The sequence below is a fragment of the Maribellus sp. CM-23 genome, assembly GCF_021354595.1.
GTDB lineage: Bacteria > Bacteroidota > Bacteroidia > Bacteroidales > Prolixibacteraceae > Draconibacterium.
In genome coordinates this window covers 1,825,534-1,840,369 of sequence record NZ_JADWYJ010000001.1, presented here as the reverse complement: position 1 = coordinate 1,840,369, position 14,836 = coordinate 1,825,534, and the positions used below count along the sequence as shown (strand labels likewise).

Here is a 14,836-nt window from a genome sequence, read left to right as displayed (position 1 = left end):
CTTCTTTGCTTATTTGCCCGGTTAAAACTTCAGCAACTACCCGTCGCTTGAAGCTTTCATCATAAACTATAAATCCTGACATAAATTTACTTTTTGTGTAAACCTATTTTAGGACAAGACATTTTGACCCCCTTAATCCCCCAAAGGGGGACTTTGTTGCTACAAATAGTTAATAGTCTGGCTCCTCCCCGTTGGGGAGGTTGGGAGGGATCATTAACTTTAATATCTTCCTATTTTAAAGTACCTCATTCTCCGTTCTGTCGATAATCTCCTGTTGCAAATCGGCGTTCATATCGTTAAAATAGTCGCTGTAACCCGCCATTCGCACGAGTAAGTCTTTGTAATCTTCGGGGCAAGCCTGTGCCGCATACAAAGTAGCCGTATCAACGATATTAAACTGAATGTGATGACCACCCAGCGAGAAATAACTGCGAATCAGGTGTCCCAGTTTTTCCATGTCTTTTTCGCGTTTAAGCAAGCTCGGAACAAAACGCAGGTTGAGCAAAGTTCCTCCCGATTTTGTCTGATCGAGTTTACCCAGCGAACGAATTACATTGGTTGGCCCGTGCGTATCGCATCCGTGCGACGGCGAAGTTCCGTCGGAAATTGATTTACCTGAAAAACGCCCGTTAGCTGACGCTCCCAGCACTAAACCAAAATAAACATGGCAGGTGGTTGAAAGCATATTCAAATGAAAAACTTCTCCTTTTGTGTTGGGTTTTCCTTCGATAGCATTCAGCAAATCGTTGTAAACGCACAATGCAATTGAATCGGCATATTCATCGTCGTTCCCAAAAAACGGTGTCCGGTTCAGAATTCTTTGACGCAAGGCTTCTTCGCCTTCATAGTTCTTTGCCATGGCTTTCAGCAAAGTATACATGGTGAAGGTTTTTTCTTCAAACACGTGCTTTTTTAATACTGAAAGACTGTCTGTAACAGTGCCCAAACCGGTACATTGAATGTAGTTGGTGTTGTATCGTGGTCCGCCGTTGTAATAGTCTTTTCCCTTCGAAATACAGTCTTCAATCACCACCGAAAGGAAAGGTGCGGGAGCATATTTGGCAAACATCTGGTCGATGTAGTTGCTTACACGAACTTTTTGATCGACGACAAAATTCAGCTGTTTCAGAAATGCTTCGTACAGTTCTTCATAGCTTTTAAAACTCAAGGGATCGCCGGTTTCTATACCGGCAACTTTACCGGTTAGCGGATCAATTCCGTTATTCAGCGTTATCTCCAGAACTTTCGGAACATTCAGATAACCGGTAAGCAGATAAGCTTCTTTACCAAAAGCACCCACTTCAATACAACCGCTGCAGCCACCCTCACGTGCATCCTGCAGGCTTTTTCCCTGGTTCACCAGTTCCTGAATGTAGGTATCAGGATTGAAGACCGAAGGATAACCGTGACCCTGGCGAATCAGATGCACTGCTGCCTTCAAAAATTTATCGGGCGTTACTTTGCTGATATGAACCGAGTTTCCGGGCTGAAGAATGTGCAGCTCTTCGGTCACTTCCAGCATCATGTACGAAACCTCGCTGACGGCGTCGGTACCGTCGGGTTTAAGACCTCCGATGTTGATGTTGGTAAAGTCGTTGAAAGTTCCGCTTTCACGGGCGGTGATTCCTACTTTTGGCGGTGCCGGATGGTTGTTCACCTTTATCCAGAAACAGGAGATCAGTTCTTTTGCCTGGTCTCGGGTGAGCGTACCTTCTGCAAGCTCTTTTTCATAAAACGGTTGCAAATGCTGATCAAAATGCCCCGGATTCATGGCATCCCATCCATTTAGTTCGGTAACCGTTCCGAGATGCACAAACCAATACATCTGAATGGCTTCCCAAACATTTCGGGGTGCATGAGCCGGCACCCAACGGCACACTTCAGCAATGCGTTTCAGCTCTTTAATTCGCTGCGGAACTTTCTCCGTTTTAACCAAAGCTTCCGCCAACTCAGCATGACGTTCAGCAAAAACAATAACTGCGTCGCACGAAATATCCATCGCCTTTAATTCTTCCAGTTTGCTGGTTGCTTCCGGATCATTCAGAAAATCGAGACTATCGATGTGTGCCTTAATTTCCTTTTTATAGTCGAGCATTCCTTTTCGGTAAATCGTCCCGTCGAGCGCGGTGTGACCAGGAGCACGCTGCTCCATAAACTCGGTAAATACACCGGCTTCGTAGGCCCTTTTCCATTCATTCGGAACATGATTGAAAATGCGTTCCCGCATAGTGCGGCCTTGCCAATACGGAATAACCTCGCGTTCATAGGTGTCAATATCTTCCTGCGAGATGGTATAACGTTGCTGGTCGCGCGTGTTCAAAACATGAAAATCTTCGACACTGTGACAAGTTAACTCCGGAAAAGTGGGAACCGATTTTGGTTTTGGTCCGCGTTCTCCCACAATGAGTTCGTCATCACCTATATAAATCGTCTTTTGTTTGCAAATCTCCAGGAAATTCAGGGCGCGCATTACCGCTTCTGAATATTTTCCGTAATTCTCGCGATAGAAAGCAGTTGTAATTAATGCCCGCTCAATTGTCAATGATTCCTGGGTTTCAACGCTTAGTTTACGCAAGCGCTGAATACGTTCATTCATTCCGGGGCCTATTTTTTGGGTTTTGATTGGTTGATAGAAATTACCTTCCGCTCCGGCGGGGCGTTCAGGTGCTTTTTTGGTTTTTATTTCAGCAAATGACATGATACCACTTGATTAAATTCAACAATAATAAAATGATTAGGAAAAAGAGGGGGAAGTAAAAAACTAGGCATAGAACATGCGGCATTCGAACAGACATTGGTACGAATCGTGCAAATGTGATATGTGTTGCTGTACTGCCACCGAATTTGCTTTTGCGACAGTAAAATTAGAGAATTATTTGGGAGATTTCAATATACTGAGAATAAATAAACACCATCCAATCAGCATACTATCATCGAACGAACAAAGCAAGACAAAACACTACTGCGTATCTTTTACACAACGAAACCCAGTATGACTCATACCAGTGTTAACTTCTCCGTGCATGCGGGCTGCCACTCTGTAACTCGAACAATAGCTGTCGTTGCAAAGAAAAGAACCACCGCGCATTGTTTTTTGAAGTTCAGTACCCGTGGACTTTGCAGGTCCGGTTGGATTAAGGGTTTCCTTATCTGTTGACAGAGTTTTGTAATACCCCGGATCGTACCAATCGGCTGTCCACTCCCAGGTATTGCCCGCCATATCGTATAAACCATAAGCATTGGGAGCATACGATTTAACAGGTGCGGTAGTAAAGAAGCCATCCATCATTGAATTTTGGTTGGGAAAATGTCCGTTCCAGGAATTGGCTTTTGGGATACCAGCTTCAATGTGTTCATTACCCCACGGATAAATGTTGTTTTCCAAGCCACCTCGCGCCGCAAATTCCCATTCCGCTTCGGAGGGAAGTCTTTTCCCGGCCCATTTGCAATAGGCAAGCGCATCGTAGTAACACACGTGCACCACCGGATGATTTTCTAGTCCTTTTATACTGCTTCCGGGGCCTTTGGGATGTTTCCAGCTGGCACCGATAGTCCAGGACCACCATTGCGAATAATCATTTAACGGCACTGCCTGTCCGGGAGGACTAAATACCATTGAACCGGCCTTTGCCACGCTGTCTCTGGCGTAACTGGTGTTCAGATTTCCCGGAAGCAGATTCTCCAAAACCACCTCTTTTTCTGCAACAGTCACATAACCGGTAGCCTTCACAAATTCGCTGAATTGAGCATTGGTAACCTCGTGCTCATCCATCCAGAAACTGTTCACCCTTACCGGATGCTTCGGATATTCATCAGGGCGTGCCTGCTCATTATCCGCACCCATTTCAAAAACTCCGCCTTCAATGAAAACCATTCCGTCAAAACCTCCTGCACCCGGTGCAATTTCCGGTGTGCCGGAGTCAACTCCCTTACTACGAGGAAGATCTTCAACTTCGCAACAAGATTCGATTTTGTCGGCTACAATAAGCGTATCCTGAATATTCTTTTTTTCCGCGGCAAGCTTTTGTTTGGGTTTCGTTGAACATCCTGCAAAAAGCAGGAAAATAATAATGACCACTGAATATCTTCCCTTCATTTCTGTTTGATCCTCCTCTAAATTAATGGATGTTCTGCTTGCTAACTCACGTCACAACATAAGATAACCATGGTTGGAAAAAAAAGTTTAGGTGGTCAAACAGAAGGCCGATCCTCCTGACCGGCCCTATGAATGTGTTACCTTAATGCATATTTGTCTATATACAGCGCATTAAGTAATACTTATACAAGTTAAGAATTTAGAAAAGTCAAGTCAATGCATTCGACCTTTTTTTGAAAACACGCCAAAAACTAAAACACTAATTCTGTATTTTAAAAATGGAATATATTGGGACTGAGTAACATAAAAGAAGAAAGGGCAGTTCAACAACTGCCCTTTTACTAATGTTAACCCCCAAACACACATCGTGCTGAACGCACGATGATACAAATGAACAAAAAAGTTCCCAGTTATCAAAACAATCGGGAATTTTTTTTAACAACTTCTGTGTGATTTTTAATTGCTTAAGAAAGCTAAATTGACCATAGTTCAAAAAAAGAAGGCCATCGGGTTGTTTATTATACCGATAGCCTCTCATTGGTAGTCCCGACGGGAATCGAACCCATATCTACAGTTTAGGAAACTGCTATTCTATCCGTTGAACTACGGGACCAAATTTCCGGCGCAAAAATATACAAAAACCTATTCTCCCACAAATCGTTCTTGAATATTCTGCTTAATCCGCATCCACTTCCATGGAATTCTTTGAATTGAATGATTATCTTTGCGGATCAATAAAATAGCGGATAATGTTAGACAAAATCAAAGCATTACAGGAGGAGATCGATAAAATTGTCGCTTCAAGTAAGGAAGAAGTTGAAGAATTACGTATAAAATACATCAGCAAAAAAGGCCATATCAGCCAATTATTCAACGACTTTAAAACGGTTCCACCGGAACAGAAAAAGGAAGTTGGACAAGCAATCAACGTACTTAAGCAATTTGCGCTTGATAAAATCAACGGCCTCAAAGAAGGGTTTGAAAACAACGGCAGCGAATTATCGGGCGTTGATTTAACAATGCCGGGTGAACCGATGAAACTAGGTACCCGTCACCCGCTTTCGCTGGTAAAAAACGAAATACTGGGTATTTTTTCACGGCTTGGCTTTACGGTTGCTGAAGGTCCCGAAATAGAAGACGACTGGCATGTATTCTCTGCGCTGAACTTTGCTCCTGAGCACCCAGCGCGCGATATGCAGGATACTTTCTTTATCGAAAAAGATCCGGATGTGCTGTTGCGTACACACACCTCAAGTGTGCAGATACGTGTGATGGAACACACCCAACCTCCCATCCGTATGGTTTTCCCGGGACGTGTATTCCGAAACGAAGCGATTTCAGCCCGTTCGCACTGTATTTTTCATCAGATAGAAGGTCTGTATGTGGATGAGAACGTTTCGTTTGCCGACCTTAAACAAACACTGCTTCAGTTTGCAAAAGAGTTGTTTGGCGAAAATACCAAAATTCGTCTTCGCCCGTCGTACTTTCCGTTTACCGAGCCAAGTGCCGAAATGGATGTAAGTTGTTCGATTTGTGGTGGCGAAGGCTGTAATGTTTGCAAATATACCGGCTGGTTGGAAATTTTAGGCTGTGGAATGGTAGATCCGAATGTACTGGAACTTTGCAACATCGACAGCCGCAAATACACCGGTTTTGCCTTTGGAATGGGAATTGAACGAATTACGATGCTGCGTTACGGCATAAAAGACATTCGTCATTTCTTTGAAAACGATGTTCGCTTTTTAAAGCAATTTGAATCCGCTACATAGAAATAAATCACTAAAATATAGCATGAAAAAGGAGTCCGCAACAGGCTCCTTTTTTTGTATTTTAACTCGAGATATTTCTTCCCCGATAAACAACATTTCATCTAATTATTACGTTTGTTTCATCTAACTATCACGTTAACACGAATTTAACAAAAACTGATTTTAACACATGTTATATAGCATGTTATAAATGAATGTTCTAACTTTGCTGAATACTTTTTAGTCTTTTATTGACTTTGGAGTTTGATTTTAACCATCCGGGATTGGATTACAGAGAGAAAACATTCAAGAAGCATTTACCTTTTAAAATCCTGGATATCAAATAGAAAACAGATGAAAACTCAAACAGATCAGAATCAGATCGTCATTAAAACCGACACTGAAAATGAGAAGAAAATGTTGCCCATGAACATGCTGTTCACTTTGGCAGCTGGAGCAATTGCCGGAGTGGCAGTTATCTTCGGCCTCTTTTGGGCCGTAGAAAAATTACTCGGAATGTAATTTCTGTACAATACACAACTGAAAAGCTTGCCACTTGGCAAGCTTTTCTTGTTTTATAAAGTTTTCAGTTTCTTCCGGTTTCGTTTATCCTTTCAAAATACGTTCAATTTCGGCCAGTTCCTCGTCGAAAAACGAAAGCTTTTTAAGCGTTTCTACGTTGTTTTCGATCTGCTGAACCGAACTAGCTCCAACCAATACAGAAGTGATACGTTTGTCTCTTAAAACCCATGCCAAGGACATTTGTGCCAACGACTGACCCCGTTCCAACGCCATTTGATTCAACTTTACAATTTTTTCGTAGGCGGAATCAACATGCTCTTTCTTTAAAAACACCTCACGGGTAGCTCTCGAACCTTCCGGTATTCCGTTTAAATACTTATCGGTTAAAAGTCCCTGTGCCAACGGCGAAAATGGAATACAACCAATGCCCTCGTGTTCCAGTACATCCAGCAACTCGTCTTCCACCCACCGTTCAAACATCGAATATTTGGGTTGATGAATTAAGCATGGTGTCCCCAACTCCTTTAAAATGCGGGCAGCTTCACGTGCCATTTCTGCCGGGTAATTCGAAATGCCAACGTAAAGAGCCTTCCCCGATCTGACCGCCTGATCGAGTGCCATCATCGTTTCTTCCAGCGGCGTATCCGGATCGGGACGGTGCGAATAAAAAATATCGACATACTCCAGCCCCATTCGCTTCAAACTCTGGTCAAGGCTCGACAATACATACTTGCGACTTCCCCACTCTCCATACGGTCCCGGCCACATTAAGTAACCAGCTTTGGTGGAAATGATCAGTTCATCACGGTAAGCGCTGAAATCCTGTTTCAGAATCTTTCCAAAATTTTCTTCTGCCGATCCCGGTGGCGGACCGTAATTATTGGCCAGATCAAAGTGTGTAATACCCAGGTCGAATGCCCGGTGCAGAGTGGCCCGTCCGTTTTCAAAAACATCGATTCCACCGAAGTTGTGCCATAAACCGAGGGAAACAGCAGGTAGTTTTAGCCCCCATTTGCCACATCGGTTGTATTTCATGGTATCGTAACGACTTTCTTTCGCGATATATGTCATAATAAAAGATTTAATTCGTATTAAAATTAACCATTTTATCGGGGGTTCGTTCAAATGATCGGATGTTCTTTGAATAGTCGTGCAGAAAGAAGTCCGGTATTCATTCATTTTCATTAATTTTGAACCCAATAACAGATTATCATGGAACAATTCAGCACTCGTCAAAATAAAATTTCAAAACTCGTCCATCGCGAAATGGCCGACATTTTATTAAAAGTCAACAAAACACAATTTGTAGGAAAATTAATTAGCGTTACCGTTGTAAGGGTTACCAAAGACCTGGGTATTGCACGTGTTTATCTGAGTATTTTCCCTTCAGAATTTGCCAAAGAAATACTGAAAGAAATACAGTTAATCAGTAAACAATTAAGGGGAGAACTTGGAAGAAAGGTTGGAAAAAGCCTGCGCGTAATTCCTGATCTTGAGTTTTATATCGACGACAGTCTGGACTACATTGAGAACATCGACAACCTGTTAAAACCGTAAATTCTTCGAATAGTAACCAACAGATACTACTTTGAACTTACCATTTTTCATTGCCAAGAGATACCTGGTTTCCAAGAAGAAACAAAATATTATAAACATAATATCAGGGATTTCAATGGCGGGAATTATTGTGGGAGCCATGGCGATAATTATTATCGTTTCGGTGATGAATGGTTTCACACAACTGATCGGCGTTTTTTACAGCGATTTCGACCCGGATCTTAAAATCACTCCGGCGGAAGGAAAAATGTTTGATCCGGCTGAAATTGACGTTCAGAAAATAAAGGAAGTAGCCGGGGTTGTTTCGTATGCAGAAGTAGTTGAAGAAGTGGTCATGCTGAAGTATGGAAAACAGCAATATCCGGCTACGGTAAAAGGTGTTCCTGCCAATTATAATCAATACACCAATATAGAAAAGCTCTTGACTGAAGGCTCGTATTATTTTGAAAAACAAGGCATTGATTATGCCATCGTTGGACAAGGTGTTGCCAACTACCTTAGCGCAGGAGTTTCGTTTCTTGATCCCATTGATATTTATGTTCCCAAAAAAGGCCGGCAATTTTCGTTAAATCCCTCCCGGTCCATAAATCATGGATACTTGTATCCTGCAGGCATTTTTTCGGTTTTGGAAGAAATTGATGCGCAATATATTCTGGTTTCAGATACGTATGCAAAAGAGCTTTTTGAAAGCGGAAATAACGTATCCTCGATTGAATTGGATGTGGATGATTCGGCTCCTGTCAATGAAATTCAGAAAAAGATACAGGCAATTGTAGGTGAAAAGTTTCACGTGAAAAACAAGGAAGAGCAGCACGATCTGGTATTTAAAACCATGAAATCAGAAAAATGGGCCGTTTACTTTATCCTTATTTTCATTTTACTTCTTGCCTCCGGAAATATGATCGGCAACTTAGCCATGCTTTATATCGATAAGAAGGAAGACATTACGATATTAAAAAGCATGGGATTAACCACTCAAAGCATAAACCGGATTTTTTTATACGAAGGTTGGATCATATCTTTTGTGGGAGGTATTATCGGAACGCTGCTTGGCATCTTTGTTTGCTGGCTTCAAATTGAATTAGAACTGATAAAACTTCCTGGCGCAAACGGTTCTTTTGTAATTTCTGCCTACCCGGTTAGCATTATGCTTAGTGACGTTATCCTGGCCTTTCTGGCTGTTCTTTCAATAGGTTTTTTGGCATCCTGGTACCCGGTAAAATTCATGTCGCAAAAACATCTTGCCGAAACAAATATCAATTAGGTGAATTTAATCAGAGTATTTACTCTCTATTTATTCTAACTTTCGGTCAGAAATTAAATTTATACTACTCACTTTTTAAAAATTTAACAAAGTTTTATTCTTTTGCAGAAAGAAAAGTAACATCATCAATTTAATATGATTATGAAGGCAATTGTTAAAAGTAAACCGGAAAGAGGTTTGTGGATGGAAGAGGTACCAATTCCAAAACCTGGCCCCAACGATATATTGTTAAAAGTGAAAAAAGCGGCCGTTTGCGGTACCGATTTGCATATTTACAAATGGGATGAATGGGCGCAGCAAACCATTAAAACACCTGTCATTATTGGTCACGAATACATGGGAACCGTTGTGGAAGTTGGCTCGGAGGTTGACCGTGTAAAAGTTGGAGAACGCGTAACCGTTGAAGGCCATATTTCATGTGGATTCTGTCGTAACTGCCGGCGTGGTCGTCAGCACATTTGTGACAATACGATTGGAATTGGAGTACAACGCGATGGTGGTTTTGCTGAGTACATTGCAGTGCCGGCTAAAAACGTGCTCCACATCGACGATCGTATTTCAGACGAAATGATGGCCATTATGGACCCGTTGGGGAACGCAACGCACACAGCCTTGTCTTTCCCTCTTTTGGGTGAAGACGTGTTGATTACCGGTATTGGAGGCCCGATTGGAGCCATGGCTGTTGCGATCTGTAAATTTGCAGGTGCTCGTAATGTTATCGGAACCGACTTAAGCAAATACCGCCGTGAATTGGCTCGTAAAATGGGCGCCACACGCGTGATCGATCCAACCAAAGAAAGCATAAAAGAAGCGATGGCTGCTCACAATATGGTAAGTGGCTTTGACATTGGTCTGGAATGTTCGGGATCTCCCATCGCCTTTAACGACATGGTTAATCACATGTACAACGGTGGTAAAATCAGTCTTTTAGGTTTGCTTCCTCAAAGTACCCAAATCAACTGGAGCCGGTTGATTTTTAAAGGATTAACACTGAAGGGCATTTACGGCCGTGAAATGTACGAAACCTGGTACCACATGGAAATGATGCTTACTTCGGGATTAGACATTTCGCCCATTATTACACACCGTTTTAAGGCCGAAGATTTTCAGCAGGCTTTTGACATCATGGAAAGCGGCGAATGCGGTAAGATTATCCTTGATTGGGAATAATACTGTTTCACGTGAAAAATACAGTAAAGGGGAGTCGTATTTGATTCCCCTTTTTATTTGAGTTTCGGTGAATTGGTATTTCAACTACCTTTGCAGCAAAAGAAATATTTTGAAACAAGGACTGGTCATAAAATCTACGGGAAGCTGGTACACAGTTGAGGACGAACAGGGAAATACTTTTGAATGCAAGATCAAAGGTAGCTTTCGTATAAAAGGCATTAAAAACACAAATCCTGTCGCTGTAGGCGACCGGGTGAGTTTCTCACTGCAATCGGTATCCGCCGACGAGAAAGAGGCAAAAATAGGCCTTATAAGCGCCATTTCGGAGCGAAAAAACTACATTATCCGGCGCTCGATAAATCTTTCGAAACAAGCGCACATTATTGCGGCCAATATCGACCAGGCTGTTCTTATTGCTACAATCGACTATCCCGTTACCACAACTACTTTTATCGACCGTTATTTGGCCTCTGCCGAAGCCTACCGTATTCCGGTCATGTTGGTTTTTAACAAAACCGACAGATACAACTCCGCGCAACACGAAAAGATGCAAGAATTGATTTCGATTTATGAAAGTATTGGATACAGCTGCCTGGCAACATCGGCAGATAACGGAACAGGCGTGGGAGAATTAAAAAATGCCCTTAAAAACAAAACAAATGTAGTAAACGGACACAGTGGAGTAGGAAAGTCAACCTTGATCAATTTAATTCAGCCTGGGTTGAATCTTAAAACGATGGAGATTTCGGACCTACACAAAACAGGTAAACATACCACTACCTATTCGCAATTGTTTAAGCTTGATTTTGGCGGCTATATCATTGATACTCCCGGTATAAAAGCCTTTGGTATGCTGGAGATGGAACCGTGGGAAATTTCGCACTATTTTGTTGAAATATTCAAGATCTCTGAAAATTGTCAATACAACAATTGTTCGCATACACACGAACCGGGTTGTGCTGTAAAAGCGGCCGTTGATAATGGAGAAATTGCTCCGTCGAGATTTATCAGTTATTTGGGTCTTTTGGAAGGAGACGAAAAATACCGACCTGCTTTTTAAAATCAATAAATAAAATCTATTCCGATGATTCTATAAAGCCTCCTCCCACTAATCTGTCGCCATCATAAAAAACAGCCGTTTGTCCGGGCGAAATCATCGCCTCAGGTTTTAATAATTCGACCTCTACCCTAGCCTCGTCTAAAATACGCAATCTACAAGGCGTTTCCTGAAGCCTGTATCTTACCTTTACCGTAAGTTCAACGCCGTCGATAACAACCTCGTTATCAATAAAATAATAGTCTCTCAAATAGATCTTATTCCGGTATAAATCCTCGTATTTTGCCAACACAATTTCGTTACTATCTAGGCGAATTTCGGACACAAAAAGTGGGAAATTGAGATTTAAGCCCAAGCCACGGCGTTGCCCAATCGTATAATTGGTTATTCCTTGATGCTGCCCCAAAATATCACCATTATGATAAATAAAGTTTCCGGGACAAGATTGAATTCCGTTTTTTTCGAGAAATTTTCTATAGTTATTCCCTTCAATAAAACAGATTCCCAAACTATCCTTTTTCTCAGACAAACGAACAAAGCCTTTTTCGAACGCCTGCTTTCTTACCTTACTTTTCTGACACTCGCCAAGTGGAAAAAATAAACGGTCAACTATTTCTCTTTTTAATCCCCAAAGAAAAAATGTTTGATCCTTATCTGGATCATCTCCTTCAAACAAGAACTTTTTATTATTATAAAAACCGGTTTTTACATAATGACCGGTTGAAATATAATAGCAGTTATTATCGTTTGCATACTTTTCCAGGTAATGAAATTTCAATTTTGGATTACAGTAAGCACACGGAAAAGGAGTTCTTCCCTGAAGGTATTCGTTGATAAAATAATGTGTGATTGTACTCTTAAACTCTTCCCGGAGATCTACAATAATATGAGGAATATCGAGTTTTCGGGCTAACTCTTTTGCATCACTAAAATTACGCTCACATTCTTCATCGGAACCACTAAACTGAAAACTTATACCGGTAACTTTATAACCATTTTCTTTTAGAATTACGGCAGCCATAGAGCTGTCAATACCACCGCTCATTCCAAGTAAAACCCGTTTATTTACTTCCATTTTCAGTATTAAAGTAGGTAAAAATGACTTTTGCCTTTGCCTTTCCAATAACCTTAGCAATCGAATCCTCCGATTGTAGCCTAATATTTTTTACAGATTTAAACTCCTTCAAAAGCCTTTCAGTCGTCTTTTCCCCTACCCCTTCTATCGTATTTAGTTCGGATCCAATAAAACTTTTTGAGCGTTTATTGCGGTGAAAAGTAATTCCGAAACGGTGAGCTTCATCTCGTAATTGCTGAATAATTTTTAATGTTTCGGAGTTCTTATTGATATACACAGGAACAGAATCTCCTGGAAAATAAATTTCTTCCAGTCGTTTTGCGATACCAATAATGGTAATTTTTCCCCGCAAATTAAGCTGATCAAGTGCACTTACAGCCGAAGATAACTGCCCCTTCCCTCCATCAATTACGATGAGCTGAGGCAAAGGCTTCTCTTCGTCCAATAGCCGCTTATAACGACGAAAAACCACCTCTTCCATCGAGGCAAAATCATTTGGGCCTTCAACCGTTTTTATATTAAAATGCCGGTATTCGCGCTTCAGCGGTTTAGCATTTTTAAATACAACACAAGCAGCTACAGGATGTGTTCCCTGCAAATTACTATTGTCAAAACACTCGATTAACTCGGGCAGTTGTTGCAACTGAAGGTCCTTTTTAATGGTATTTAAAATTCTATCGGTACGAATTTGCGGGTTCTTTAATACTGTTTGCTTCTCTTTTTCAAGCCTGAAATACTTGGCATTTCTTGCCGATAAATCTAATAACTGCTTTTTATCACCTCTTTGCGGGACTTTAAATTCAACGTTTTCGAGTATTTGATCAAGCTTAAAAGGCACTAAAATTTCGCGTGCATTGCTAAATATCTTTTGCCGAATATCAATGATACCGGCTATTAAAAGCTCCTTTTTGGTTTCTTCAAGCCCTTTCTTTATCTCGAGCGTGAAAGTCTGAATAATGGCACCTTTTATAATTTTCAGGTAATTAATAAATGCATGCGTTTCGTTTTCATCAATAGAAAACACATCAACATCGGTAATAACAGGTGAAACAACCGTAGAACGGCTTTGATACCTCTTTAATGAATCGTATTTCTCTTTGATTTTAACAGCCTCCTCAAACTTAAGTTGAGAAGACATATCGGCCATTAAAAGCTCCAAGTGTTTGATTACTCCTGAAACATTTCCCTTCAAAATATCAGCAATATCCCCTATTCCTTCATTGTATTTTTCTTCAGAAATATAACCTTCGCATGGCCCCAAACAGTTACCAATATGATATTCCAGGCAAACTTTAAACTTGCCCGACTCAATATTCTCCTTACTCAAATTATAATTACAGGTTCGTAATTTATACTCTGATTTAAAAAGATCAAGTAGCGTTTGAACAGTATATATGGAAGTATATGGACCAAAATACCGCGATCCGTCACGAATTAAATTGCGTGTTTTAAAAACCCTTGGGAAAGGCTCGTTTTTAATACAAATCCACGGATAGCTTTTATCATCTTTTAAGCGAATATTATACCTGGGTTGATACTTCTTAATCAGATTATTCTCCAACAACAGCGCATCCTGCTCGCTTTCTACCACCATATGCTTAATATCCATAATATTTCTGACCAACAAAGCAGTTTTACGATGCTCATGTTGCTTCGAAAAATAAGAGGATACGCGCTTTTTAAGATCTTTCGCTTTCCCAATATAAATGATGGTTCCGAAAGAATCAAAAAATTGATAAATACCTGGCTGATGCGGCAGAACTGCAAGCAATTCTTTTAGACGATCAATGTTACTATTTGAAGTTTTGTATTTCAACAACTAATTATACTTTACCAAAACCTGTGTTTCATAATCCCGGAGCAGCTGTTTATTTGGAGTATCAATAAACTCAAGATCGCATATAAAGCTGAAATAAATTTGCTTTACCCCGCATTTTTGTGCCAACTTTAGAGCAGCCACAGCCGTTCCTCCTGTTGCCAACAAATCATCGTGAATCAAAACAACATCCTCTTCAGACAAGGCGTCAGCATGCATCTCCACAACATCACTCCCATATTCCAACTCATATGTCTCCTGCAAAATTTCAGACGGCAATTTACCCCGCTTGCGTATGGGAACAAAACCTGCATTTAACTGGTTCGCCACTGCTCCGCCAAAAACAAATCCTCGCGCTTCAAGACCAACCACCTTCGTAATTCCCTTGTCTTTAAAACCATGATAAATACTTTCGGTTACATACCTAACTGCATCCCTATTTTTAAAAAGGGTTGTAATATCCTTGAAACTTATCCCCTCTTTAGGATAATCAGCAATCTCTCTTATTTCCTTTTTTAAGTCCATTTCAAA

12 protein-coding genes and 1 tRNA gene are annotated in these 14,836 nt (G+C 41.0%); 6 read left to right on the top strand and 7 right to left on the bottom strand.

The window, feature by feature from the left end; translation table 11 throughout:
- Window positions 1-235 precede the first annotated feature (235 nt).
- The 3 genes from hypD to INQ51_RS07235 all read right to left on the bottom strand — a co-directional run bounded on the left by hypD (window position 236) and on the right by INQ51_RS07235 (window position 4,709).
- Window positions 236-2,698 carry a trans-4-hydroxy-L-proline dehydratase gene (gene hypD / locus INQ51_RS07245; RefSeq protein ID WP_233377242.1) on the bottom strand — a complete coding sequence of 821 codons (2,463 nt, stop codon included), beginning with the start codon at window positions 2,696-2,698 and terminating at the stop codon, window positions 236-238.
- Between the two features lie 261 nt (window positions 2,699-2,959).
- Window positions 2,960-4,096, bottom strand: coding sequence for a formylglycine-generating enzyme family protein (locus INQ51_RS07240; RefSeq protein WP_233377241.1), 1,137 nt, complete (start codon window positions 4,094-4,096; stop codon window positions 2,960-2,962).
- Window positions 4,097-4,634: 538 nt separating this feature from the next.
- Window positions 4,635-4,709, bottom strand: a tRNA-Arg gene (locus INQ51_RS07235).
- A gap of 136 nt (window positions 4,710-4,845) precedes the next feature.
- Between INQ51_RS07235 and pheS the strand changes: the two genes are divergently transcribed.
- On the top strand, window positions 4,846-5,865 hold the full coding sequence (gene pheS / locus INQ51_RS07230) for a phenylalanine--tRNA ligase subunit alpha (protein ID WP_233377239.1): 1,020 nt from the start codon (window positions 4,846-4,848) through the stop codon (window positions 5,863-5,865).
- Window positions 5,866-6,198: 333 nt separating this feature from the next.
- A complete protein-coding gene (locus tag INQ51_RS07225; RefSeq protein ID WP_155523334.1) occupies window positions 6,199-6,366 on the top strand; it encodes a hypothetical protein in 168 nt (55 codons plus the stop codon).
- Between the two features lie 84 nt (window positions 6,367-6,450).
- Here INQ51_RS07225 and mgrA read toward each other — a convergent pair whose 3' ends face one another.
- Entirely contained in the window at window positions 6,451-7,437 is a 987-nt protein-coding gene (mgrA, locus tag INQ51_RS07220; RefSeq protein WP_233377238.1) for an L-glyceraldehyde 3-phosphate reductase, read from the bottom strand.
- 141 nt (window positions 7,438-7,578) lie between these two features.
- On the opposite strand from mgrA, the gene rbfA reads away from it, so the two are divergent.
- The 4 genes from rbfA to rsgA all read left to right on the top strand — a co-directional run bounded on the left by rbfA (window position 7,579) and on the right by rsgA (window position 11,417).
- Window positions 7,579-7,923 (top strand): 30S ribosome-binding factor RbfA, encoded by a 345-nt coding sequence (gene rbfA / locus INQ51_RS07215; protein WP_233377237.1) that lies wholly within the window; start codon window positions 7,579-7,581, stop codon window positions 7,921-7,923.
- Window positions 7,924-8,038: 115 nt separating this feature from the next.
- Window positions 8,039-9,187 carry an FtsX-like permease family protein gene (locus INQ51_RS07210; protein WP_233377234.1) on the top strand — a complete coding sequence of 383 codons (1,149 nt, stop codon included), beginning with the start codon at window positions 8,039-8,041 and terminating at the stop codon, window positions 9,185-9,187.
- Between the two features lie 141 nt (window positions 9,188-9,328).
- Window positions 9,329-10,357: an L-threonine 3-dehydrogenase gene (gene tdh, locus INQ51_RS07205; RefSeq protein WP_233377232.1), complete on the top strand. Its 1,029-nt coding sequence runs from the start codon at window positions 9,329-9,331 to the stop codon at window positions 10,355-10,357.
- A 109-nt stretch (window positions 10,358-10,466) separates the two neighbouring features.
- On the top strand, window positions 10,467-11,417 hold the full coding sequence (gene rsgA, locus INQ51_RS07200) for a ribosome small subunit-dependent GTPase A (protein ID WP_233377231.1): 951 nt from the start codon (window positions 10,467-10,469) through the stop codon (window positions 11,415-11,417).
- A 16-nt stretch (window positions 11,418-11,433) separates the two neighbouring features.
- Here rsgA and mnmA read toward each other — a convergent pair whose 3' ends face one another.
- Genes mnmA through INQ51_RS07185 form a run of 3 tightly spaced genes read right to left on the bottom strand, consistent with a single transcriptional unit; the run spans window position 11,434 to window position 14,830 of the window.
- On the bottom strand, window positions 11,434-12,489 hold the full coding sequence (mnmA, locus tag INQ51_RS07195) for a tRNA 2-thiouridine(34) synthase MnmA (protein WP_233377229.1): 1,056 nt from the start codon (window positions 12,487-12,489) through the stop codon (window positions 11,434-11,436).
- The gene (gene uvrC / locus INQ51_RS07190) at window positions 12,476-14,308 is read right to left on the bottom strand and encodes an excinuclease ABC subunit UvrC (protein WP_233377228.1); all 1,833 of its coding nucleotides are present in this window, start codon (window positions 14,306-14,308) and stop codon (window positions 12,476-12,478) included. Before uvrC ends, mnmA begins: the two co-directional genes overlap by 14 nt.
- Window positions 14,309-14,830 carry an adenine phosphoribosyltransferase gene (locus tag INQ51_RS07185; RefSeq protein ID WP_233377227.1) on the bottom strand — a complete coding sequence of 174 codons (522 nt, stop codon included), beginning with the start codon at window positions 14,828-14,830 and terminating at the stop codon, window positions 14,309-14,311.
- Between the last annotated feature and the right edge of the window lie 6 nt (window positions 14,831-14,836).